Source organism: Clostridioides sp. LIBA-6822, assembly GCF_056688955.1.
In genome coordinates this window covers 119,071-145,122 of the sequence record NZ_CP196996.1, presented here as the reverse complement: position 1 = coordinate 145,122, position 26,052 = coordinate 119,071, and the positions used below count along the sequence as shown (strand labels likewise).

Below are 26,052 nucleotides of genomic sequence, written 5' to 3'. Positions count from 1 at the left end.
TTTTTTACTCCTTATACTGTATTTTAAAAATACAAAAAAGCCTTGATTATTAATATCAAGGCTGAGACATCTAATTTACATTAACTTCCATCTTTTTTATAAGTAAAATAACTATCAAAAGTATTGCAAGGATTTATGATATATGATATTATTATCGTATATTATAAGTAAATAAGAAGTCTACTTTGCACATGATAATTAATACTGTGGTCATTTGTTTTTATTAATTTTCAGTTTGATAAATGAATTGGCGTTCATTACCAAACGTGTCGCATGTAGGCTTTTTTTATTTTTTGTTTGTTTTATTATATTATATTTTATAATGTAATTTTTTGCAATTATTTTTATATTTTGCTTTTATTTGATATATTTTATAATTATTTAATACACAATAATTCATAAAAAAACTTTTTGTTTTTTATGATTAACTTTCATTTTATGAAGTAAAGTGCATATTTTTAATATAAAAAAAACAAAAATTGTTAAAAAATAGTCATTTATTTTTCATTAAATATTCTCTTCTAAGAGTGTTAAAAGAAATCTTTTCTAAATTTTTCATACTTATCCTAAAAAAATTCAAAAAAAATTCAAAAAAGAACCATATTATATAAAACTAAAATTAATCATTTATTGATAAAAAAAATAAGCTGTATTTATTAGCAATATAAACAAGGAGGGTAAAGTTAATGAAAAGTAAGTTGTTAATTACAAATAATTATTACAGTGTAAAAAAAGAAATTGAAGTACTTGAAAAAGCTTTAAATTTTAAAGATATTAATATTGAAAAAATTACAACAAAAATAGATATTAATGACTTAATATCTAGAATAGAAATAATGCCTATAGTAGATTCTTTTAGAGTATTGATTATTGATATAAATAAATATTCTAGTAAAGAGTTAAATGTGATTACTAAAGCTATATCTATATCAAGAACTTGTATAGTTTTATCTATTTATTATACAAAAGATATTTTTGATAAAGGAGATAAAACTATAGTAAAGATATTTCAAGACTCCAAGATTGAAATAAAAAAATATTTAACTATAGTGAAATCAGAAGTTGAAAAAATTTTATTATATCATAATTTAAATTTAAATCCAAATATATTTATTAATTCAGACAATATGGATGTAGTTCTAAATGATATAAAAAAAATAAGTTCATTAGATAATAATTTTAAGAATTATGAAGAATATTTATCTGAGTCATTTAATAAAAATACATTTGATTTAATAGATGCTATTGAAAGTAAAGACATAACCAAAGCAATAGAATTATACAAAACCATTTCAAAAACATCGAACATAATAGGTATTAATTTAACTTTATTGAATCATTTTAATTTAATGAGACAAATACAAAGTATACCTAAAAATATAAGAAATATATTATATGAAAGAGAAAAATCAGTAAAAGGCAAAGCAAATTATATACATGAATTTAGACTTAAAATTTTAGAAGATAAGGCTAAGAGAAGTACATTAGACTTAGAATTTACAGTAAATGAGTTACTAGAAAATGATTTAAATAAAAATAAAATAAATCTTGAGAAATCAATAGTAAAAATAATACTGAGGGGAGAAAAAATAAAATGTCATTATTAGCAAATAGATATAGACCAAAATTATTTAAAGAAGTAACTGGACAAGGTCATATACCTTCCATTCTTTTAAATCAAGTAAAAAATAGAAATATAACAAATAGTTATATTTTTAAAGGACCTAAGGGAAGTGGCAAAACTACAAGTGCAAGAATATTAGCCAAAGCAATTAACTGTCTTAGTCCTATTGATGGAGAACCTTGTTTACAATGTGAGAATTGTAAATCTATAGAAAATAATACATCAATTGATATATATGAATTGGATGCAGCTTCTAACAATGGTATAGATAATATTAGAGAAATAATTGATAGTATTAGATATGCTCCATCTAACTTAAAATATAAGGTTTATATAATAGATGAAGCTCATAGACTATCTGCACAGGCAGCTGATGCTTTTCTTAAAACTTTAGAAGAACCACCATCATATGTAGTTTTTATATTGGCAACAACAGATGCGAACCAATTGCCAGCTACTATCAGGTCAAGATGTCAGTTATTTGATTTTAGAAGAATAGCTGTAGAAGATATTTTAACTAGATTAAAACATATTAATTTGTTAGAAAAAGGTGATTTAGAAGAAAAAAGCTTAATGCTAATAGCTAAACTAGCAGATGGAGCATTAAGAGATGCAGTAAGTTTGTTAGAAAAAGTAATCAGTTCAAATAAAAAATCATATGAAGATATAGTTGAGTTACTAGGTGTAGCATCAAATGAAATTTGTCTTAAAATAACAGAGAAATTAATAAATAAAAAAAGTGATGAAGCAGTAGAGGAATTTTACACTATAATTAAATCTGGAAAAAGTATAGAAATATTTATTAATGACTTAATGACCACTTTTAGAAATATAATGCTTATTAAATGTGGAGCAGATACAAATATAATTGCTATGAATGAAAATTATATAAAGAAAGTACAGTATTTTGCAAAACAAATAAATTTTGAAAACATATTTGAGATAATAGATATATTACAAGACGCAGAAAGTAAATTGAGAAAGACATCTCAAGTATCTATTTTAGTTGAAATGACACTAATAAAAATAAGTAGATTGAATAGAAATAAACAGATTAATAGTGATTTCCCAAATGATCTTGAAGATATAGAAATTGAGGAAATAGAGATTAATTCAATTAATAATAATATAGCAAATAATAATATTGAAGAGAAAGGAAATAATATTTTACTTGATCAAATAAGAACAAATATAGTTAACTATTTAAAAAATAAAACTAATCCAAATCTAGTATACATATCCAATATAATCAATAACTCAGCATTTAAGGAAGATTTTGATGAAAATATAATAAGAATTTCTGTGGCAATTAGTACAAATAAAAAAGAAAATGACTATGCTATAGATTATTTAAAAGAATTCGAAACCTCAGAGAACTACATAAAGAGAGAAATAATAAGTGCATTCTCTAAAAATAATATTAATACACAATTTGAAATTGTAATAGAATAAAAAATCAAATTATATATAAAAAGGGGATTTTAATATGATTAATAATATTAACATAGAGGGTAATTTAGTAAGTGATGGAACTTTTAGAAATTCTGAATCTGGCTCATTATCATATTTTAACACTATTGCTTTAAATTCAGTAAACTCTAAAGGAGAAAGAGAACGTTATTTCTTTCCTATAAGAGCTCATGGAAAATTAGCTCTATATATGGCTAAAACAGCACGTAAAGGAAATGAGATAACTATATCAGGTTCTTTAACTCAGAATCCTTTAAACAAAGAAATTAATATTCTAGTAAATAAATATACAAATCATGATTTAAATAGAGTAAAGGTATCTAGATATAACCCAAATAGTAATTCTTATAATCAAGGAAATGGTTATAATCAGAGTAACAATAATCAAGGTAATCATTATAGTCAAAGTAATAATTCTTATGACCAAGGAAATGGCTATAATCAGAATAACAATAATCAAGATAATCGTCATAGTCAAAATGATAATCCGTATAATCAAGATAATCGTCATAGTCAAAATGATAATCCGTATAATCAAGGTAATCATTATAGTCAAAGTAATAATTCTTATAATCAAGAAAATAGTTATAATCAGAATAACAACAATCAAGATAATCGTTATAGTCAAAATGATAATCTGTATAATCAAGATAATCATTACAATCAAAATAATAGCTCTTATAACCAAAGAAATAGTTATAATCAAAATAATAATAATCAAGATAATCGTTATAGTCAAAATGATAATCCTTATAATCAAAGTAATAATAATCCTTATAACCAGGGAAATAATTTCAATCAAAATAATAATCAGTTAGATCCTTACAATTGGACAGACTATGATGAATCAAAAAGTAATAAGGATTCTAGAGAAATAGATTGTAAAGATTTTAGTGGACTATATGTATAGAATAGATACCATGATTATCCATTTAAATACACTTTATACCATTTTTATTTAAAGTAATGAATATTTATGCAATAAAAAAAAGCCACTCTTATGGGTGGCTTTAAAGCCCTTAAAAAACATTTAATTTTATCTTTAAATATAAATTGTAAAATTACATGCGTAAAAGATTCGCCAATCTATCATATGTATTATATCCAACAATTCCATCAGAAGTTAGTGAATATGCTCTTTGAAATTTTTTTACTGCATTATATGTATCATCCCCAAATATTGAATCTACTTGTACTGTATATTTAACAGCACATAACATAAGTTGAGCACAATGTACATTATTACCCCTTGTTGTGTATCCATATCCAACAGTAATTCTTGTGCTTATAGTATAATTGCTATCTCCTGAGATTTTAATCGTTGCTTTCTCAGCGTCATAAGCACCATTAAAATGTGAATAAACTCCTATATCATAATCATCTGACTTAAGTAAATTTGAATTTACTGGTACAAAAATTTCTGCATCAGGTTCAGGTGTTATATTTAATGCCTTACATTTCTCATCATAATTATCTTTTATGTCTTGTGGAGCATCTTTATATATATATTTGTATGCATCTACTTCAAATTTAATTATTTTATTTTCAGATGTATTTTCACCTCCTTGTGTTTCTGTTTCTGCAAAAGCTGTATTTGTAAATACAAGCATTGAGCAGCAAATTACTGCTAGTGTTTTCTTTAACTTCTTTAACATAATGTCCTCCTAAAAATATTATTATTCTATTACATATTTGTAGAATATGATAGATATCTCTATTTTATCAGAATTTTTAGGAATTTAACCTATTTTTTTACATTTTTATTTATAAAGTTTTTATATATCTTTTAGTGGCATTGCATAATCTATATTATTAAAATTGAACATTGAACTGGATACAATAGTCTTATTTCCAAATTTATTTATCAAAATTATTTGCTATTTCTATAAGATATTCAAATTCTTCTTTACTTAAGATATTATCTTCATATAATGAAAGAAATACACTTTCTACTGAATTATTATGCATGTTACTTACAAAATCTTTTGTTACATAGTTTAAGTATTCTCTATATTCAATTATAATTTTATAATGTGTGTATCTATCAATTTTTTCAGTTGATAAAAATTTTCTTTTAACAAGCCTTGATAGAAGTGTTAGCGTAGTTGTCTGTTTCCAATCATATTCATTTTGCATTGCTTCAATGACTTCTTTAGAAGTTACATCATCATTTTTTTTCCAAATAAATTTCATTACTTTTAGTTCTGCTGGTGGTATTTTTTGTATCATTTTATTCATCATAGGTTGACTTACCTCCTATCAGGATATATTCTAATTTAATACTACAAAATTAGAATAATTAAGTCAATAGAAATTTTATCGGCTATATCGTTGAATTCCATCCAATATGAATTGTGTAAGTATGTCCTGTTTTTTGAAACTTTTATTTTTTTCAGTGAACTCTAGAAATTTATTATATACATCTGAATATATTTTAAAAGATTTAACTAATATATCACCAGTTAGATTTTCAGTATTTATTTTAAATTGTATGACATCTACTATATTTTTCTCTTCTTCAGCTTTTTTAAAAAATTCAATAGCTTTAAAAATATCTTCTTTATTTTCAATAAGCTCTCTTAGATCTTTCTCTAATTTTTTTATTTCATATATCGGACTCATAGATTCACTAGAATTAATACTTATAGAATCATGTGGTATTACTGAAGTATTACTATAGTAAGAAGGATTTTCTTTGTTACTAGAATTAATTTTATTGTAACATTTATTTACTTGATCTAATTCATATCCAGCTTTTTTTATACGATCTCGCCAAGTTGATGATGGTAAACTTAAATTTCTACATACTTCTGCTTTAGATAATCCCAAAGACATTTTTTGATTGAAGTAATTTATTTGTTCATTAATTGTTAATTTATCAAATTCTTTTCTATTCAATGAATATTTCCCCCTATATTATTATAAAGTTAGTATATATCTATATTTTAATAAGATATTATAAAAATAATACTTTTGTAATATCCAATATATTTTACAGTTGTAACGTATTAGTAATTTATATATATTTTAGCATCATTAACATATAAAAAGTAGACTTTATGTTTAATTAGAGAAAATTATAGTAATCTATATTAAAAAGCTTTATTAAAACATTTAGTTAAGACATTTAATTAAAACATTAATTAGCAAAAACGTAATATACATGTATTATAGTATTATCAATGTATACATAAATTCATAAATAAAAAAAATATAATTATGTTAATAATATTTTTTGTTATTGTTAAAAAAAAATATTAAACTATTAATAAAAAACTTTCTTTTATAATAAAATGTGGATAAAATATGTAAAAAAAAAGATACATTTAATTAGATAATGAATTTATCTAATTAAATGTATCTTTTTTTTGCATAGTAAATTAAGAGTAATGGACTTTTATTACCCCTAATTAATATATTTTATTTTAGTATAAACTACCAATATTCAAAATTGATTTTGTTATAAAAGACCTTACAAATCCACCAGGATTATGTATATTATTAATATTTATGTTATCTTCATAATAAGTGTTATCAAACATATAATTTAAAGCAATTAATACTTTTTTAAATCCAAATTCGATAGAAAGATTAACTAATTCATTTACAATAAGAGTTTTTTCAGATTCAAGTTTTATATTTGTATCTAATAAAGGTTTTTTAAACTTAAATCTTAATAATGTATCAGAGTAATTAGAACTAAATGAGAAATTTCCATTATTAAATAAATTTAATATTCTTTTTTGAGTTGAATCTCTGAAATTTTTATTAAATTCAGATTTGGATTTATAATTAGTAATATCTAATCGATTTCCTAAAGGTTTAAATCTAGAATTTTTACTATATATAATATTATTAATTAACTTGCTTGATTTTTTTATATACTCAGGTAAAGTATTTACTAAATTTTCTTTATTAAACACAATTTTTTTACCTCTACTTTTTTTAGCTGCATCAATCCATAGCAATTTTTTTAGCTCAACCTTTAACTCATTAATACAATTTATATCCAAAAAATTAGCTAGATCATCAGTAGTTAATGTTATATACCCACCACCACCATTTTTCTTTTTAAAATGATTTTTATATTCATCACATATTACTATATCAAATTTTCCATAGCCATTAGAAGAAGGTGTAAAGTATGCTAATCCTAAAATAGAAAGTAAATTTTGATTTCTTCTAGCTGTTGGAACTGATATTCCACATAACGTAGCTATATCTTTATAGCTTACATGTTTTCTAACAAAACATTTATTATAAGGCAAAAAATGATACAGTAAATATTGTTTTATTAAAGATTTAGTAACAGATATAATTTGTATGGAATCATTTTTCAATAGACCATTTTCTTTTTCAAGTTCATAATATCCATCATTTATTTTAACTATATCTATTTTATTTTTAAAAATAGATATTACTTTTTTTATTTTTAATTTAGAGATTCTAGTATTTGGTTTTAAATCTTCAAATAATAGCTTATTAGTCATTTTTTACCTCCTTTCATGTTTTATTTTACATACATAATAAAATATAAGCATATATTACATAAAATATAAATAAAAGTCTACATAAGAAAGGTTCGCAGATTCTATTGTCTTTCTAGTAGAAGCATTGAAATTACTAATATAAAAAAAGGTTCGCAGATTTCATTGTCTTTTTGGTGTGAAGCAGCATTTTCAACTGTTTGGTTATAAATTTGCAAAGATATGATTAAGGTGAAAAAATTTTTCGACATTTTTTACTGCCTGAAAACATTGAAAAATAGAAAGGTTCGCAGATTCTATTGTCTTTTTAATAAATAAGATTCTATTAAAATGGAAAGGTTCGCAGATTCTATTGTCTTTTTATATGTAAATATATATTAAAATAATAATATTTCTAAATTTTGTCGATTTTTATGTTTACAAATTGATGGATAAAGATATTTTTATATTAGAGATATAAGAAAGGTTCACAGATTTCATTGTCTTTTTTTATATGAAAAGCAATAATTATATAGGTACTAATGTTAAATGTGTAAGAAAGGTTCGCAGATTTCATTGTCTTTTTTGAATATAAAAGTAGTGGTTATATTTATACTAATATTGTATATATAAGAAAGGTTCGCAGATTCCATTGTCTTTTTGGATATAAAAAAGTAGCAACTATATATAGACTAATGTTAAATGTATAAGAAAGGTTTGCAGATTCCATTGTCTTTTTGAATATAAAAAAAGTAGCAACTATATATAGACTAATGTTAAGTATATAAGAAAGGTTCGCAGATTTCATTGTCTTTTTGAATATAAAAAAAGTAGCAACTATATATAGACTAATGTTAAGTATATAAGAAAGGTTCGCAGGTTTCATTGTCTTTTTAAATGTAAAAATATATATAAGAGAGATTAATAGGTTATATTGTTCTCTTAACTAATTATCAAAAGTAAAATTAATAATATGATTTTTATACAATGTAAAATGTTTAATATTACTATATAATTTTTAAATAATGTACATAATGTATTAAATATATGTTTTATTAAACAATAAATTAATGTATTATAATATCTGAAGGGGGTGATAAAATGTTGTATGAAAAGTTAGATGAAAAACTTGAATTTAGCGAAAAAGAACAACAAAATTTTTTGAATTTAATAATACATGCTATTTATGAACAAGAAAAATTTAAATTTATCACACAAAGGTTTTTTGAAGTATATATGATAAAAGAGCATGATACTATAGAAAATGTGAGACCTATTTTTGAAGATTTTTTATCATCAACTATTTTATCTAAATTAAATTATTTAACAACTCCTAGAAAAACAAAAAAATTAAGGTCTCAAGAGATAACGTCTAGTTGGAGAATAAAGAATAATTGGGTAAAAATGGCATTAGATTCCATGAATAGTAATAAAGGTGAACCTAAATTACTGAAAAGAGAATATCTGTCTATTAGGGATGAATATCTTAAAAATCAAGGGAAAATAAAAAGTATTGATTTAGACTCTCCAGAACAATTAATAGAAATGAGAGAAACAACACTAAGAAATTGGGCATTTGATAGTTTTTATAACATATCAGATTTTCCATATTTATTTGAAATGTCAGATTCTAAAATAAAATCTGCTTTTTCACATGATTTACTTTTATGTATAACAGAGATACTTAAAGCACAATACGAATATGATATTAATAAAATTGTTCTTACTACACCTGCATATATAGCACCAGGCATATTTTTACCAACCATTAGGCCAAGAAAAATTAAAAATCTTGAAATAGTTAAGACAGATGATAATTCATATGTATCAAATGAATATAATGCTAAAGATCATAAAGGTGTTCAATTAAATTTATTGTACAAGTTCTCATTTGATTTTAAAGAAAAAAATGGATCAGATATAGAAAATTTTAGAACAGAATTATCTAATAGTGAAACTGAGAAAAAAGCTATGCCTAAAATATCACTGGATAAAAAAGACTTAGCAATTATTATTTATATTGAACGAATTTTTAATTTAGATACAGCAACATTTTATTTGGTTGATCTATTAAAGTTCTTAGGATTAGCAAGGGCTAAGAAGAATTATGATGATATTAGAGAACGCCTACTGAAACTTCCATATTATACAGTTGATAAGAGTGTTGAAAAAGGTGGTAAAATTAAAAGAAAAGGAACTTTTAATTTCTTTACATCAGTAGATATTATAACAACTGAAAGTAATAGAGAGATTGTAAAGGTAATAAGGGCAGTTCCTCCAGAATTTGATAGAGTTTCAACTGACCTGATGTATGAAAATGAATTAAAGAAATTAAAATTAGAGCAATCTATAAATTTAGCATATTTTCTTGAAGGTAGAAGAAATTATTTGATTAGATGTGGAGAAGATTTACAAAATAAAACGTATAGATTTTTTATTGATAATCTTAAATATGAAGTTCATATTGATAGTAAAAAAACTCTTAAAACTAATATGACGTATTTGGAACTAGCATTTAATGAAATAAAAATGAATCAATTTATAATAAAAGATTATGTCATGGGGAAGGACTATTTTGATGTATCTTTTTATGAAAATACAGAAAAACAAAGATGTTTGTTAAATAGTATAATAGGATCTTTACCAGAGTATATAAATGCATTAAAATAAATCCCTTTTATTTTTATAGGAGGGATTTATTTTAATTTAAATTAATTTTTTAAGATATTATAATCTTAAAGATATTTTTGATTGATTATAAATTCTTAAACTTATCAAATTCTTTTCTGTTCAGGACTATTAAACCCTATATTATTATAAATGTTAGTATGCATCTACGCTTTAATAAGATATTACAAAAATAATACTTTCGTAATATCTTATATATTTGTTTATCAAATTTTAATTTATCAGATTTTTTATGTTCAATAACTATTTTTCACTATATTATTATAAAGTGGTATATATCTATGTTTTAATAAAATATTACAAAAACAATACTTTTGTAATATTTTATATATTTTTTGAGAGATTATATTCTTCATATTCTTGAAATGCTTTGGCAGTATCATTATTTGGTGAAGGCAGATTTCTTTGGACCTTTGATACTATATCTTTGAATTCTTCAAACTCATAAAACTTTCCAAGAAAATCTAGATTCGAATTTTTACCTTTTATTATATTGTTATCAATATAATTTCTTTGAGATTGTAAATAACTTATATAACTATCATAATCTTTGATTAGCTGATTAACTAGTTCTTTATTATCACCTACAACAAGTTTTCTTATATCATTTAAAGCATCTAAATTGGACTTACAAGATGCAATACAAGTGTCAAGTAAAATTCTATAACTATCAATTGATTCTTTTGTACTCTGTATATCTTTAAAATTTTTATATGTTATATAAAAGTTAGAAGATAAAGATAAACTATATATGTATATATGGTTTTGAGTTTTATCATTAACTATTTTAGGAATTTCAATCCTTGGGAACCTAGTGTAAAAAATTTCATCTAATTCATTTTCATTTTGGGGTTCATCTAGTTCTTTGTTTTCTTTGCCATAATTTTCATCTCTCTTTGTTGAGTTTTTTATATTCTCAGATATATTATACTCAGCTTTTTTAGGGTTATTGAAAATCATAAAATAAAAAACTAATAATATAAGTACAACAAAGGATGATAAAAATATAATTAATACTAGTTTCTTGTCTTTTATTTTTCTTAAATTCATTTCTATTCCTCCAATTTATCTAAAATTTAATAATACTTAATATGGGGCAATTTAGCATTTTATTTGAAAATATTTAATTATTTTTTCAAATAAAATATTTATTTGCCCCATATTTATTGAAAATAAAAATAGCTGTATATCAGTAAAATTAAATGGAGGTTTTATATGAACTTATTAGGTGTTAATGAGGAACAACTTAAAGCTATAAAAACAAATAGTACTCATGTACTTGTAATAGCAGGAGCAGGATCTGGTAAAACAAAAACTATCAGTAAAAGAGTTTCTTATTTAATGAAAAAAAGGATTAGCTATAGAAATATATTTTGTATAACATTTACAAGGTATGCTTCTAATGAAATGAAAAAAAGAATTATGAATGAATCAGAAAATGGAGAAAAGGTATTTGTAAATACATTTCATATGTTTTCAACTTATATCTTAAAAAAATATGGTAACTTTAAAGGATATACTATGATTTCAGAGATTGAAAAAAAGAATTTAATCCAAAATATAACTAAGAGATTTCAAATAAATAAAAGTGATATTTTGATTAATGCAATAAAAAATTATGATATTCAAAATAAAAATAGAAGTATATCTTTAGCATTAAAAGAATATTTATTTACCCTAAAAAGATATAAATTACTTGATATAGACTTAATACTTCCATTATGCTCTGAACTTCTAAATGATGAAAATATTGCATCAGAAGTTAGAGATGAAATGAAGTATATTCTTGTAGATGAATATCAAGATTCAAATGATATACAAATAGAAATCATAGATAAAATATCACCAAATAATTTATATGTTGTTGGAGATGATTCACAAGCAATTTATGAATGGAATAATTCAAAGGTAGAATATATATTAAATTTTGAAAAAAAATATGGTGCAGAGGTTATAAGATTAGTAAAGAACTACAGAAATACAAATCAAATAATAAATTCAGCAAATAAAATAATATCACTTAATTTAAATCAAATAAAAAAAGAAATGGTAGGGTTTAAAAATGGCGAAGATATTGAAATTGTTACTACTGATAATCAAGAAATACAAAATATAAAGATAACTTCTCAAATTTGTAAGCATGTTTATGGTATTGATGATAAAAACATAGCAATATTATGTAGAACTAATATGGAAATAAAAAAATTATCCAAGGTCTTTATTAATTATGGTATAGAATTTAATAGCTCGATTAAAGAAAATAGTAATAGTAGGCTTCTTAATATCTTAACTTTAGCATCAAATCCACAAAATGATTTGTTAGCTGAAAGTATATTGAAACCTTCAGAAGAACAAAAAATAAGAGCATTGAAGGAAAGTATAAGCATATTTGAAAGTATTAAATTTGATAATAAATCGGAAGAAATTTTAAACTTTGAAAAACTAAATAATTGTATAAAAACATCCACAGCAATAAGAGCATACGAATTAGCTAAGAAGTTATTCAAAATAGAAGATATTGTTTTAAAAAATAAAATAAAAAAATGGATCTCAAATAGTACTGTTATTAAACAAAAAAATATTGGATTTATTGAATATCTTTGTTATGAAAATACAAAGGGAGGACAAGAGTGTTTAAAAGAAAACAATAATAATGTAAACTTATTAACTATTCATTCTTCAAAGGGATTAGAATTTGATGTAGTGATAATTCCAAACTTATATGAAGAAAATTTTCCTAGAAAAAATGAAAGTTTGGAATCAGCAAGAAGGCTTTTTTATGTAGCATTAACTAGAGCTAAAGAAAAAGTAATATTGTATATTCCTAAAAACTCTGAAGAATATGGGAAAAAGATAAAAAATAGAGAACCAAGTATTTTAATAAAAGAAATAACTAACTAGAGGAGTGAGATATTATGAAGTTTAGTAATATAAGAATAGAGCTTTTTTCAATTTTGAACAATATAAATAAAAACAACATAAATAAAGTAATATTACCTTATATACAAAATAGTCCTATTTTTTATATAACTGATGAAGACAAGAAAATAATAAATATTGTTTTAAAAGAATTTTTGGAAAGTAAAGATATTAGGAGCTATAGTATTAATGAGAATCATGTAGCTATAAGTCTTTAAAAATAAATTAATGATATTTATTAAGAGCAACACTAAAGTATTACTTTAGTATTATTTTCAATAAACGTATTACTTAATTAAAAACATCACTAAAACTAATTGGTTCCTAGTGATGTTTTTATTTTTTGGAATTTTTCAAAAAAATAAAAGTTTTGACCCATATTAAAGATAAGAAAAATTTAAGCTAATTTTTAGTAAATAAAAAATAAACTGTTTTAATCAGTTAAAAAAAGGGGGACATATGTTATGTCAAGCAACATAAAACAAATATTTAAATCTGGTCGTGATACAAAGGTATTTGCTGTAGAAGATGATTTAAGTGTAAATGATTTTTATAATGAAATAGGTATTTTAAAAGCTATATTACATTCAAAGGTATCTAGAATAACAATGATAATAAATGATTCAAAAAACAATAGTAATACAAAACTAAAGTTCTGTTTTAATGTTAATGAATGGAAAGAATTCAGCAATTTATTAAAAGATGGTCCAGAAGGTTTTGGGAAGAATTGTGTAAATACAAATACTAAACCTAAATATAAAAAGACGAAGATAAATAAATATACAAGCTTTGAAGATGGATATAAAGAAATAAGAAATTTTAGTGTATCTTGTAACAAAGACAATCAGAAAGAAGGTAAATATTATTGGACAATTAGTATATCTATTGGAAAAGGAAAGTTAAAAGACCCTAAGAACAGTTACAAAGGCATAATTAAAGAAACTTATTCTGAATTAAAACAAAACTACTTTGTTTTACAGACTGAAGAAATTAATGAAATGATTGAAATGGTAAATAAATATATACCTTTATGGGAAAATAGTATGTTCCCCATTTTTCTTGAAAATAGAAAGGCATTTAGCAAAAGGTTAATTGAAAATAATTCTGATTATGGAACTATTGGTAGATGGAATAATTCGCCTAATAAAAATTCAGGTGATTATATAAAAAATAATGTAAATGATACTAAAAATAGCGAGTTCTGTTCAGCATGTAATGTACATGTTGATGAAAAAACAGAAAAAATAACAAATTCAAAATATGGTAGAACCTTGTGCTATAAATGTTCTAATGAATTAAATAAAACCAAAGGAGATAAAAAATGATAATAAAAAGAGAAGATATAAAGCAAATACTTGTACAAGCTAGTAAATTTGGAGAATATGTTCAACTACAAATTGAAGATTATAAAGCAATAGTAAAGAGTGTAGGGAAAAAAAATATATATTTTGAAGCAGAGATTAAAGAAATTGAAAATCCTATAGAAGGAGAATTTTATATTTTTGATAAACAAGCCCTAGATATTTTGCAAAAATGCCCTAAAGATGTAACTATTGAAAAAACCAAGAAAAATAAAATTAATATAAAATCTGGAGAATTTAAAGTGAGTCTAGCTGAGACAAAGCAAAGTATCATAGACATTGACGAACCAGAAATCAATTATTGTTTAACTGTAAAAAACTTAAATAAAGTAAAAAATGTTAGATATGCAGCGGCATCTAAAGATACTAGGCCAGCACTAGAATGTGTTTATTTTGAAGTAAATCCAGATATAGGGAAAATAAGAATAATAGCTACAGACTCTTATAGAATAGCTATTGATGAAATTAATTATGTATGTAATGAGAAAATAAAGAAAGGCTCATTTCTATTAGATAAAAAAGTTCTAGGTGATGTAATAAGTAAAGATGATGATTGTGCAGTACTAGGTGTATGTGATAATAAAATTATATTTGCATTTGAAAATGGTATTGTTATAGGTATTGATATTTTAGCAGAAAACTATATTGATATTGAACGTATGTTGGCAAGTATGAAATTTAGTTTTCAATTTAAAATAAAGCGAGAAGCTTTTACTAAATCAATAAAAAGATGTAAAATAGGTGATAAAAATTCAATTAAATTATCTATTGGAAAAAGTAGTTTAGGTATAGAAATGGATTCAAATGAAACTTCAATTTATATAACTGATGAGATTGAGATAGTAGGAGTTGATGAATGCTTAGAGGTTAATCTATCATTAAATTATCTTTCAGATGCTCTTGAAAATATGAACTCTGAATATATTACTGTAAAATACAGTGATAACAGTACATTTCCGATATTAATAGAGGATGATAGCAATAAAGCTATTATACTTCCTGTTGCTAAATAAAATATTAAAAGGGATATTTATAATATCCCTTCTTCAGATTGGAGGATTAATTTAATATGGATTATTTTGATAATGAAGAAAAATTAAATATTATTAATGTTGCATTAAAATGTGATATTGAATTAATTAAAACAATTGATAGCTCTAGAGTATTGGCACATTGTCCATTTTGTGATGATAGAAGTGGACATATGTACTTGACTATAGAAAATAAGGAATTTAGAAATTTTTATAAATGTTATAAATGTGGGAGTTATGGCAGTTCAGTTTCTTTATATGCTAAATCAAAGGGTATAACTACTAAGGAAGCATATATAGAATTAATTAATGATATTTCAAGAGAGAGACTAAATGTCAGCAAAAAAATAATTGAAAAGGTACAAAAAAAAGGTAATTCTTGTGATATTAAAGATGTAAATTATCTAGATTCTATATATAGAGTATTTTTAGATTCACTTATACTAGAGGATAAACATTTTAACAATCTAAAAAATAGAGGGTTAAATGATTTTATTATAAAAAAGAACTTGTATAGAACAATAGATATTAAATATAAAGAAAGAATAAGAATTTGCAAAAACTTAATCAATTTAGGATTTGATTTAAAAGGTGTTCCAGGTTTCTATAATGATAAATTTGGCAAATGGAATTTTGTATCTAAAAAAGGATTTTTAATTCCAATTGGAAATCTTGATGGAAGAATTATATCCCTACAAATAAGAATGGATGATGAAGAACTTATATCAAATAAAAATCTAAAATCAAGATATAAATATTTCTCATCATATAAATATCAAGATGGAACAAAAGCTATTGCAGCAATCCATTATATAAAAGGAAGTAATAATGACAACTCAATAATCATTACAGAAGGACCACTTAAAGCTGATATAACTAATTTCTTTAGTAATAAGTCTATTATAGCAATTCCAGGTGTGTCCATAGGACATAGTGAAGTTGTAAGGATGATTAAAAGTTTGGGAAATCCCGTAGCTATAATTTGTTTTGACATGGATTTATATGACAATATTAATGTTAAAAGAAGCATGATTGAATTATGTAAAAAATTTAATGAAAATAATATATCTTTTGTATATAAGTCTTGGAAGGAAAAATATAAAAAAAATAAAAATCTAAAGGGTATAGATGATTTGCTATACCATGAGTATAAAAACAGAGTATAGGTTGAATGTTAATATTCAATCTATACTCTGTTTTTATATTTACAAAAACATAATTTACATAGAAAACATAAAATATATAATTTACATAATTAACATAAAATTAATTGAATATATATTTTAATTAATTTTATGTTAATATATAGTTTGCATATTGAAATTTGACTTACAGTTATGTACTTTAAACAGAAAATCACATGAAAGATGAAAGAAATTAGAGAATTATATGTAATTATATAGTATTATGTAAATATATAAAATTATGTAATTTATATATTTACATAATTTACATTGAATTCATAGATTTTCTATAATATAATTACTATATAAAGAATATTTATTTAAAAGGAGATTTAAAGATGGATAAAGTTGAGATTCTAGATACTAAAGCAAAAACAATGGTAAAAACAATAAATTTAAAAGTTGGAAATGATACTGGGAATAGTGAACATGATATAGTGATATCAGATTCAAGTGGAAGTGATATTGAACAAATATGCCAACCTAGTGTAATATCAAAGGTAAGAAAAAAACCAAATTTAGAATCTATTGATGAAAAATATATGATAGAAAATATAAGTGATAATTTAATTGTTGAAGTGCTTTCTGATGAAGTAAGTCCAGGTATTTTTTTTGTTGGAAATTATGCTCTTAAAAGTGGAGAAAGAATAAAAAGTATTGAGATTGGATTAGATAATGATAAAGCAAATAATGATGTTGTATTTATAAGTACTTTAGCTCATATTGCAGGATTTGCAGTAAAAAAGGCCTATAAAGAAGGCGTTTTGGATGATGAAATTAATGTTAATATAGAAATGGGATGCTCTTTGCCAATAGGTCAATATAATAATAAAGTAGCAGAGTTATTTGAAAACAGATTTATGAATGATAAAAGTATTGTCAAGGTAGTTACACCTAAAAAATCCATTGAAGTTAAATTAAATTTTGATTTTGTACATGCTATACCAGAAGGTGTGACAGCATCATTTGCTCTTAGTGAAATGGATGATAGTATATTTAAATCATATAATGATGTAAATGAAGAAAAATTAAATAAAGAATATTTCAAAACTCATAGAGTGTTACATATTTCAATAGGTGAAGGAACTACAGAATATCCAATTACTAAAGGTATTGCATATGAACCTAATTATATAAGAGGTTCTAATAATGGTCTAGGAATAGCGATTGACAATTCTTTGGATGAATTTATAGAGTTAAAAGGCATGACCAATTGTTCTAGACAAAAGTTTAGTGAAATAATTAGAGATAAAAAGCACAGATATTATGAAGATGCTTTAGAAATTCTTGAATTTCACTTAGATCCACAAACAGACGCAATTTATAATAAAGCAAAAACAGAACTAGAAAGAGTAAATAATGAAATTGATATAATTGTTGTCTATGGTGGTGGAAGTATATTAATGAAAAATATATTGGAAAGAAGATTAAAAAGATTATGTGAAAGAGCTGGGATAAAATTATTGTATATTGATGAGAAGTATGCAGTTACTTTAGAGTCTAAGGGATTGTATAATCTTGTAAATTCAGCCTTATGGCAAGTTTTAAAGAATGATAGATTGGCTTCTTTAAACAAATAATTTTTTAGGAGATAAAAATGTCAAAAAATAATTCGGAAGTAAAAAAAACAAAACTAGTTTATATAGATCCTCAGACACATTCTTTACTTAAAGCAGAAGCAATGATAAATAATGCTAGTATAAAAGAAACACTTGAAAATATTGTGAAAAATTCAGTTAGTGACATGGCTAAGATGATAGTTGATGGTACCACTTCTAAAACTAATAATCAAAATAAAGTATCAAATGAATATGATAAAAAAGATATTGAATCTTTTAGTGAGAATATAGAAAAATTAGAAAAAGAACCTGAGTGTGAGAAAAAGAATGAAGCAACAGAAGATATTCCAGGAGAGGTATTATCAAATGAATATGATAAAAAGAGCATTGAATCTTCTAGTGATAGTGTAAAAGAATTAGGGAAAGAGCCTGAATATGAGAAAAAGAATGAAATAACAGAAGGTCTTTCAGAAGAAGTATTAAAAGTATATAGAAGATAAAAATGTTTTCATAAAACAAAGAAAAGATTATAGTTAATATAGTCTTTTTTTTGTTTTATGAAAATATTGTTTGAAAAACTCTTATTAATGTTATAGAATATGCTCATAAGATGCATTAAAAATTGCATTTTTTGGAAATTAAAAAGTAGCCATTTCACAATAAATGGCTACTTTGCGATAAAAATATAGCTCACATCAAAAAAAATTTGAACTTTTTCCTTAAAAAACAAACAAAAAATATAATATAAAATCAATAATAGTTTGAAATATAATAATTTCAATTACAATTAAAATATAAATCAATAATTTAGTTATAAAAGTACTGTTTAAATAAATTTTTATCTTTAATTACGATAAAATCAAGTCACCCAAAATTGTGAAATGGCTACTTGAAAAGAAGATATTTATGTACATAATTGAGGTTATTATCAAATGAATTAATTGAAATTGGGGGGAGAGAGTATCATGATGAAAACAGCTGACATTCAAAAAAGCACTACAGAAAAGGGCAACTCTAGAAAGAATTCAAATGAGAGGGAAAAGAAAAGATTAGATAATATAAATTTGAAGTCAAACCAAAGGAAATATGAAGATGAAGAAGATTGTAAAGATAAAAATGATGGTATAGCTGAAATGATAAAAGAAACATTTACTATTTGTTCATTTCAAAATGATATATCATATTTTGTTAAAATAAGAGTTGATCGTATAGGATATTATAAAAATATCAGTAAATCAATAGGCATTGAACATACTAATTTATTAAATCCAGAAAATAATATAATAGAAGAACAAAAAAAAATAGTATCTGTATTCAATATTCAAGAAAGATACATAAAATTAAAATTATCATTATCACCAAGATTAAAAGAATTACTTACATACATGGAAGAAATAAAAGAAGAACCACCAGCAAAATATATTTGTTATGAAATGGATATAAGTAGACATAGATTAAAGTCATTACTAACAGAAATCTTTGAACAGATTGATGAAATTTATAAAATTTATTTGGAAATTTCATAAAAAAAAGATAGTTTACTCTATTTATTGCTAGTAAAAGATATATTTTTCACTTTTATAAAATTTTGATTGTTTTTTTTAGTTTTAATATGTGATATTTTATACATAAGGGAAAAGCTATGTCAAAAAATTGGGGAGTATATTTTTGAGAAAAGTAGAAAAAACGGAAAAAACAGAAGTAATTGCATATTATTTGTCAGAATCTAAAAAAAGAAAAGTAAAAATTAGTGAAATGGCAAATAAGTTTAATATAAGTGAAAAAACTATAAACAATTATATTAGAAACTATAAAGTAAGTAAAGAAGAAATAATTAATTATTATATAGAAGAGTCACATCATAGAAGGGTAAAAATTAGTGAAATGGCGAATAAGTTCAATATGAGTGAAAAAACTATAAATAATTACCTTAAAGATATTAAAGTTAAAAAGTCGGAAATAATTAATTACTACATCAAAAAATCTGAATATGGTAAAGTAAGAATTAGTGAGATGGCAAAAAAGTTTAATGTAAGTGAGAAAACAATAAGTAATTATATTAAGGACTATGAACCTAAAATAAAAAGCAAATTATATGATAAAGTTAATATGTTCTTTTTTGAATACAAAATGAGCATATCAGATATCCAAGGTATGTTAAATCTAGATTTTGATACAATAAAAAAGATATTATACAAAAATGAAGAAAAATATAATTCTGAAATACAAAGAAGAAGAGAAGAAAGTCAAAATAGAAAAAAAGAGAGAAATAAAATTTATAAGAAATCAGCTAAATCTTATAATGAAAAAAGAAGTGAAGAAATAGCTATAATGGCTAAATTAGAAAGAGATCAAAAAATTAATGCTATCAATATGTCAGTAAAACAAAGGACTACAAATAGTTCTATCGTGATGATGAACATAAATCATTATGAAGTAAAGGCAAATAAAAATAAAGATATATTTTTAGTTCTTAATAAAGAAACAAAAGAAATGGCTACAAAAGATTTGCCAATTCGGATAAAATTGACTACAGACATGATGGAATATAAAACTTATGAAAAAAATTTTGCAGATTAATTACCTAGTATAATATTAACTGAATGATAGAAATAAAAATAGACACCTTAATAAGTGTCTATTTTTTTGTGAGAATGGAGGTGAAAGATGTGATGAAAAAAAAAGCATGTTATAAAGATATAGACAGCAAAAAATCTAAAAATAAGTTTATCTCCAAGAACAAAAAATTAAATATAGATTTTATTTATGATAGATAAAAATAGAGAACTTATTATGGGATATAAAGCTGGAGATAAAAGCTGTCTTGAAAAACTAATAAGTAATAATCAAAAATATATTTATAAAATGATATCTAAATATACAATTAAGGACTCTTATGTGGAGGACATATTTAATTCAGCAATAATAGGGTTCATAACTGCTATAAATAGATATGATATTAAAAAAGAAGCAAATATCTTAACATATGCGAGAAAGTATATTGAAAGTGAGATATTTGAACAATTTAGGGTTTTAACAGTAGATTGTTACATCCCTAAAAAAAAATATAAAAAAATTGTTAGAAAAAATTCACGAGGAGTTCTAGAAAAAGATAATTGTTTAAAAAAGTCATATAGTTTAATGAACAAATCAATTTGTTCAAATTTAATAAATACTAATGAATTTGATATGAGAATAACTCATTTGGAACTTAAATGGGCCATGTCAGAGTTAGATGAGCTTGAAAAAGAAGTAATATTTTATCTTTATATTGAAAAAAAGAATTATAAAGAAATAGAGCAGAAACTAAAAATAAATTTAAATAAAATAAGTTATGTAAGAAAGAAAGCATTGGCCAAGTTAAAAGAGAAGTTAAAACAAAAGGAGGTGGTTTAATGCACAATATAATCCTTTTTCTAACAACTGGACTTAGCAATATTCCTGATGTATCTACAGAGGAAATGACAAATAAAATAAATGGTGCTGTGGGGGAAGTTGATGCACTTGTATCAGGCAGTTTTTACAATATAGCTGTAATTGCTTTTCTTATAGTTCTTGTTATATTTATTTTATGTGCAACAGTGCTTAAATCAAAGTTTGCTGTTAAGGCGGCAGCAAGTATGGGATGTATATTTTTAGCGATAGTTTTATTTTCTATGAGATTCCAAATAATAGGATGGTTCTCTCATATTGGGAAAGGTGGATTATAACTGAAAAAACTAGAAAAAGAGGTATATTTACATAGATGTTAATGGTCAAAGAAGCTAAAAAACTAGTTAAAGATGAAAATGGTGATGTTAAAATAAAAACTATTTTCATTATTGCTAAAAATATAAAATTCTTAGGTTATACTGTAGCACAATTAGTTAATGCAAAACCAAATGAGGTTGTTTTTCTTGATACTAAGCCAAATGAAATGTTTACTAAAGAAAAAGTTATATCAATTTATAAATGTTCTGTAGATGATTTGATTGAAAACATGTAGGGTGGTGATTTAATTGTTAGAAGTAAGAGCTGATGCTTTAAAATTTACAAATTTATTTTTATCAGTTGCTAAAAGCCCAGTTACTGTTATTGCTTTAGTCTTAGCTGTAACTGGTTTATGTTATGCAGGAATTAAATTAATGACTTTGAATAGATCAGATGAAAGAGTAGAAGTATTACAAAATATTAAGTTCACAATAATAGGTGTTATTTTAACAGGTGTATATTTTCCAATGATTGGATACTTGGCGACGCTAATTTTGAAGGGTTAGAAAGGAAGTAATAAAATGACAATAAATAGAATAAAAGAATTATTTTTAAAACAAGATGTCTTACTAGATTCAACAGAGTTAACTGAAAATAAAAATATATTATTTAAACATAAATTTATTCAGTTTGGTGGAGTTATCACAATGTTAACTGGGTTATATTTAGTTAGTAGCAATAGAATTGTAAATCTATTCTTAGTTCCAGGTCTATCTGGGATTCCATCATCTTCAGCAGAATCAATAGGAGATCAAATTATTCCTACAATTCAAAAAATAGCACAAGTAGGTGGTGCTGTTACTGCACTTGTAAGTTTATGTATAGCAGGAATTTCATTAATGGTATCTAAGCGTCAAGAACAAAGACAAGAATCTATGTCTAAGATAATGAATATAGCTGGTGGTATAGCTGTAATAGGATTTGCAGCATCAGCTGTAGGATTCTTAACTGGTTCATTTATGAAGTAAATTAGTAAAAGGTTTAAAGCTCATGCTTTAAGCCTTTTATTTTTTGTAAAGGAGGTTTATATGACTAATTTTCAAATACCTTTCGATTTAAGCTTTGAAGATAAAATAATTGGTGGAAAGTTATCTTTACGTCAAGCCATCTGGTTCGCTGTTCCAGTTGGTTTTTTTATGATAATAATACAAAGACCACAACTATTCGTTAATTACTTAGAAAATGGAGTAACAACAATAAATTTTCTAAATATTTTAATGGTATTTTTATTTGAAGCTTTTATGTTGGCGATATCTGGTACATTCAGCTTTGTAAGAATAAATGGATTGTATTTAGATTCATATGTACTACTTAGAGTTAAGTATTTATTTAGAAAAAAAGTAATAAAACATTATGAATAATCTAATGAATAGGAGGTTTCTATGGATTTTAAACAAAAGACAACAACATATGATTTGATAGATCAAAAGACTGTTAAGAAAATGAAACAAGATAAAAAGATAAAGCTCATGGATGAAATTATAGGAATTCAGGAAGTTTTGAACAATACAATAATAAAAAGTAAATATGGTTATTCTGTGATATTAAAAATTTCAACGACTGATGTAGCATTATTGTCTGAAGATGATATAAAACAATTTGAAAATGTACTAATATCATATAGCTTTGGTCTGAATTTTCCTATTAAATATGCTCGTAGTAATAAAAAGCAAGATTTCAAACATTACAAAGAATTTATAGACAAAAAAATGGATAATAATGAATCAAGTGATTTCCTTAAAAAATACAAAGAGGAATTGTACAATGAATTTTCTGCTTTGGAAAATGGAATTTATAGTGATACAAAATATAATTATATATATATTGTAACTCCAAATCATCCCATTCAAGAAAGAGCTTTAAAGGAATTACAAGGAAAAGTAAATTATGTGGTGAGAGCTTTAAATGATACTAACTTCAGAGTATCTACAGTTAAAGGTATTGATATTATAGAATTTTTTCACAACCAATTTAATAAAGGTAAAGATTTTATTGTAGAAGATCTGATAGAGAAAGGTATATTTTCAGAATATGTAGAAGGATTAGGAATTTTAAGAAAAGAACATGAAGATTATAATGATGCTGATATTAGTATCTTATCAGAAGAAGATTTAATAAAAGTAGAGTCAACTGAAAATTTAACACCAGAAGAAGAAAAAAAGCTCGTGAAAAATAGGAAAAAAGACAAAAAAAAGAAACAGAATAAAAAAGATGAGCAATTTCTAGAGATAGGCAGATTGACTATATATGATATTATAAAACCTAATATTTTTGAAGAAAAGGAAGACTACATAAAGCTTGATAGAAACAATTATATAAGAATGTTGTCTATTCAAGCATTTCCTAAGAATATGAATATAAGTACATTGAATAATTTGTGTTGTATAGAAAATATGGAGTTATTATCAATAGTTAAAAAGCTTGATGAAACTACTCTTAGTAAATCCTTGAAAAATCAATATTCAAAAATAATGTCAAATATAAAACTGGAGTATAAAAGTACTGGAACAGTTGATTATGATAAGAGAGAAGCTGCTAAAAACATAGATAATTTAAGAATGTTAATAGAAACCAATTCAGATAAATTATATCATACTCAAAATCTAATGAAGTTGTGGTCAAATGATCTAGCTGATTTAGAGAATAAGACAAGCATGATAATAGAGGCATGTGAAAAAACTGGAATAATTGTAAAGGTCTTATTTTATGATCAAAGAGATGCATTTTTAACAACTCTTCCATTTAATTCTTTTAACTATATGCAAGATAAAAGGAATATGACTACTGGTGGAACGGCTTGTCTAGTCCCAAGTGGATGCACACATTTAAATCATACAGAAGGGAAATACATTGGAAGAAATGAGCAAACAAATTCTACTTTAATTCTAGATAATTTCTTATGTCAAAAAAAGCACATAAAAGAAAGTGAACTATACTCAAATCCGAATCTATATATTTGTGGTAAGCCTGGCTCAGGTAAATCAACATTTATGAAGGTCTTTATGGGTAGAGGGGCGTTACTAGGTGAATGGAACGCAGTGTTTGATATGGAGAATGAATATGAGAAGATAAATAAAAAGTTTGGTGGCAATTATCTTCATATAAAAGCAGGTAGAAAAATCGGAATAAATCCTTTAGAACTATCTGTCGAAGAAGATGAAAATGGAAGAAGAACAGTACCAATCTATGAGAAAATGGTTGAGATAACTAATCTTATAAATAACTTTATAAAACAGTATAGAAATGGAAAAGGATTAGTTGGTACAGAAATAACAGGAGTACAAGATGCTATTAAAAAAGTGTACTCTGATAGAGGAATAGGTATAGAGCCAGATTCATTGATGGAAAACAATAAAAAGAAAAGATTACCAATACTTAGTGATTTAAAAGCTACTATGGAAAAAAATAAAAATCTTGATGAAGTATCTGATATTATGCAACTAATAACTGGTGATGGTGTAATGGCTATGTTCGATTGTGAGACAAGTGAAGAAATATCCAGATTCAAACGAAAGAAACTTATTGTTTTTTGTTTGAAACAGCTTGATGAGTTTAGTAAGTTTTTTGCTATGACTACAATTTTAAGCTGGTTATGGGGCTTATTTTCAGACTGGAAATATAAAGGTATACAAAAAAATGTATGGATAGACGAAGGCTGGAAATTCGCTCAACATGAAGCCAGTTTGGCTCTACTTGAAGATTTCTCAAGAAGAGGAAGAAAGTACTGGATAAGCTTAATTATAAGTACACAGGCAATTGGAGAGTTCTTAACTAAAGAGGCTGGTAAGGCAATAATAAATCTTTGTTCTACAAAAATAATATTCAAACAAGATGCGTCATTAGCAAAAGAAATAACCAAGTTTTTTGGACTTCCAGAACAAGCTCGGAAAAGAATACCTTCATTTTCAAAAGGGCAATGTATACTTGTTACAGAAGTTGGAAACATCTTAGCTCAGATTGATTTATTCAACTTTGAAAAAGAGTTTGCAGAGACTTAAAA

25 protein-coding genes are annotated in these 26,052 nt (G+C 24.1%); 20 read left to right on the top strand and 5 right to left on the bottom strand.

The annotated features are described in order from the left end of the window. Positions 1-686: 686 nt before the first annotated feature. Genes ACTG48_RS21390 through ACTG48_RS21380 form a run of 3 tightly spaced genes read left to right on the top strand, consistent with a single transcriptional unit; the run spans position 687 to position 4,004 of the window. On the top strand, positions 687-1,607 hold the full coding sequence (locus ACTG48_RS21390; RefSeq protein WP_021383430.1) for a DNA polymerase III subunit delta: 921 nt from the start codon (positions 687-689) through the stop codon (positions 1,605-1,607). Next, positions 1,595-3,076, top strand: a complete 1,482-nt coding sequence (gene dnaX / locus ACTG48_RS21385; protein ID WP_021383406.1) for a DNA polymerase III subunit gamma/tau — start codon at positions 1,595-1,597, stop codon at positions 3,074-3,076. Before ACTG48_RS21390 ends, dnaX begins: the two co-directional genes overlap by 13 nt. A 34-nt stretch (positions 3,077-3,110) precedes the next feature. Further along, positions 3,111-4,004, top strand: coding sequence for a single-stranded DNA-binding protein (locus ACTG48_RS21380; RefSeq protein ID WP_102822250.1), 894 nt, complete (start codon positions 3,111-3,113; stop codon positions 4,002-4,004). A 151-nt stretch (positions 4,005-4,155) separates the two neighbouring features. Here ACTG48_RS21380 and ACTG48_RS21375 read toward each other — a convergent pair whose 3' ends face one another. The 4 genes from ACTG48_RS21375 to ACTG48_RS21360 all read right to left on the bottom strand — a co-directional run bounded on the left by ACTG48_RS21375 (position 4,156) and on the right by ACTG48_RS21360 (position 7,584). Continuing rightward, positions 4,156-4,749: a peptidoglycan-binding domain-containing protein gene (locus tag ACTG48_RS21375; RefSeq protein ID WP_021383358.1), complete on the bottom strand. Its 594-nt coding sequence runs from the start codon at positions 4,747-4,749 to the stop codon at positions 4,156-4,158. A gap of 202 nt (positions 4,750-4,951) precedes the next feature. Further along, positions 4,952-5,323, bottom strand: coding sequence for a BlaI/MecI/CopY family transcriptional regulator (locus tag ACTG48_RS21370; protein WP_044212754.1), 372 nt, complete (start codon positions 5,321-5,323; stop codon positions 4,952-4,954). 87 nt (positions 5,324-5,410) lie between these two features. Continuing rightward, a complete protein-coding gene (locus ACTG48_RS21365) occupies positions 5,411-5,992 on the bottom strand; it encodes a hypothetical protein (protein ID WP_102822249.1) in 582 nt (193 codons plus the stop codon). A gap of 527 nt (positions 5,993-6,519) precedes the next feature. Beyond that, a complete protein-coding gene (locus tag ACTG48_RS21360; protein ID WP_021383405.1) occupies positions 6,520-7,584 on the bottom strand; it encodes a hypothetical protein in 1,065 nt (354 codons plus the stop codon). A gap of 1,077 nt (positions 7,585-8,661) precedes the next feature. Between ACTG48_RS21360 and ACTG48_RS21355 the strand changes: the two genes are divergently transcribed. Continuing rightward, positions 8,662-10,230 carry a hypothetical protein gene (locus ACTG48_RS21355; RefSeq protein WP_102822248.1) on the top strand — a complete coding sequence of 523 codons (1,569 nt, stop codon included), beginning with the start codon at positions 8,662-8,664 and terminating at the stop codon, positions 10,228-10,230. Positions 10,231-10,572: 342 nt separating this feature from the next. Here the strand turns inward: ACTG48_RS21355 and ACTG48_RS21350 are convergent, their stop codons facing one another. Beyond that, the gene (locus tag ACTG48_RS21350) at positions 10,573-11,298 is read right to left on the bottom strand and encodes a hypothetical protein (RefSeq protein WP_102822247.1); all 726 of its coding nucleotides are present in this window, start codon (positions 11,296-11,298) and stop codon (positions 10,573-10,575) included. Between the two features lie 165 nt (positions 11,299-11,463). Here ACTG48_RS21350 and ACTG48_RS21345 point away from each other — a divergent pair, with 165 nt between their 5' ends. The 16 genes from ACTG48_RS21345 to ACTG48_RS21270 all read left to right on the top strand — a co-directional run bounded on the left by ACTG48_RS21345 (position 11,464) and on the right by ACTG48_RS21270 (position 26,050). Continuing rightward, a complete protein-coding gene (locus ACTG48_RS21345; protein ID WP_102822246.1) occupies positions 11,464-13,149 on the top strand; it encodes an ATP-dependent helicase in 1,686 nt (561 codons plus the stop codon). 14 nt (positions 13,150-13,163) lie between these two features. Continuing rightward, complete coding sequence (locus ACTG48_RS21340) at positions 13,164-13,385, top strand: hypothetical protein (protein WP_021383377.1); 222 nt, start codon at positions 13,164-13,166, stop codon at positions 13,383-13,385. A gap of 246 nt (positions 13,386-13,631) precedes the next feature. Beyond that, positions 13,632-14,492: a hypothetical protein gene (locus tag ACTG48_RS21335; RefSeq protein ID WP_172693334.1), complete on the top strand. Its 861-nt coding sequence runs from the start codon at positions 13,632-13,634 to the stop codon at positions 14,490-14,492. Next, positions 14,489-15,541, top strand: a complete 1,053-nt coding sequence (locus tag ACTG48_RS21330) for a DNA polymerase III subunit beta family protein (protein ID WP_172693333.1) — start codon at positions 14,489-14,491, stop codon at positions 15,539-15,541. The genes ACTG48_RS21335 and ACTG48_RS21330 overlap by 4 nt, the downstream gene beginning before the upstream one ends. A gap of 56 nt (positions 15,542-15,597) precedes the next feature. Further along, positions 15,598-16,725, top strand: a complete 1,128-nt coding sequence (locus ACTG48_RS21325; protein ID WP_172693332.1) for a DUF3854 domain-containing protein — start codon at positions 15,598-15,600, stop codon at positions 16,723-16,725. A 356-nt stretch (positions 16,726-17,081) separates the two neighbouring features. Then, a complete protein-coding gene (locus ACTG48_RS21320; protein ID WP_235684372.1) occupies positions 17,082-18,323 on the top strand; it encodes a ParM/StbA family protein in 1,242 nt (413 codons plus the stop codon). Between the two features lie 17 nt (positions 18,324-18,340). Then, positions 18,341-18,802: a hypothetical protein gene (locus ACTG48_RS21315; protein WP_172693331.1), complete on the top strand. Its 462-nt coding sequence runs from the start codon at positions 18,341-18,343 to the stop codon at positions 18,800-18,802. Positions 18,803-19,267: 465 nt separating this feature from the next. After that, the gene (locus tag ACTG48_RS21310; protein ID WP_021382298.1) at positions 19,268-19,828 is read left to right on the top strand and encodes a hypothetical protein; all 561 of its coding nucleotides are present in this window, start codon (positions 19,268-19,270) and stop codon (positions 19,826-19,828) included. A gap of 142 nt (positions 19,829-19,970) precedes the next feature. Further along, entirely contained in the window at positions 19,971-20,882 is a 912-nt protein-coding gene (locus tag ACTG48_RS21305) for an NUMOD1 domain-containing DNA-binding protein (RefSeq protein WP_021382299.1), read from the top strand. Between the two features lie 186 nt (positions 20,883-21,068). Next, the gene (locus ACTG48_RS21300; RefSeq protein WP_054269303.1) at positions 21,069-21,698 is read left to right on the top strand and encodes a sigma-70 family RNA polymerase sigma factor; all 630 of its coding nucleotides are present in this window, start codon (positions 21,069-21,071) and stop codon (positions 21,696-21,698) included. After that, positions 21,698-22,012 (top strand): hypothetical protein, encoded by a 315-nt coding sequence (locus tag ACTG48_RS21295; RefSeq protein WP_021382302.1) that lies wholly within the window; start codon positions 21,698-21,700, stop codon positions 22,010-22,012. Before ACTG48_RS21300 ends, ACTG48_RS21295 begins: the two co-directional genes overlap by 1 nt. 35 nt (positions 22,013-22,047) lie before the next feature. Then, on the top strand, positions 22,048-22,287 hold the full coding sequence (locus ACTG48_RS21290) for a hypothetical protein (RefSeq protein WP_021382303.1): 240 nt from the start codon (positions 22,048-22,050) through the stop codon (positions 22,285-22,287). A gap of 13 nt (positions 22,288-22,300) precedes the next feature. Next, positions 22,301-22,558 carry a hypothetical protein gene (locus ACTG48_RS21285; protein WP_021382304.1) on the top strand — a complete coding sequence of 86 codons (258 nt, stop codon included), beginning with the start codon at positions 22,301-22,303 and terminating at the stop codon, positions 22,556-22,558. Between the two features lie 15 nt (positions 22,559-22,573). Continuing rightward, positions 22,574-23,020 (top strand): hypothetical protein, encoded by a 447-nt coding sequence (locus ACTG48_RS21280; protein WP_021382305.1) that lies wholly within the window; start codon positions 22,574-22,576, stop codon positions 23,018-23,020. A gap of 60 nt (positions 23,021-23,080) precedes the next feature. Further along, a complete protein-coding gene (locus tag ACTG48_RS21275) occupies positions 23,081-23,413 on the top strand; it encodes a PrgI family mobile element protein (protein ID WP_021382306.1) in 333 nt (110 codons plus the stop codon). Positions 23,414-23,434: 21 nt separating this feature from the next. Then, complete coding sequence (locus tag ACTG48_RS21270; RefSeq protein ID WP_021382307.1) at positions 23,435-26,050, top strand: VirB4 family type IV secretion system protein; 2,616 nt, start codon at positions 23,435-23,437, stop codon at positions 26,048-26,050. Positions 26,051-26,052: the final 2 nt, after the last annotated feature.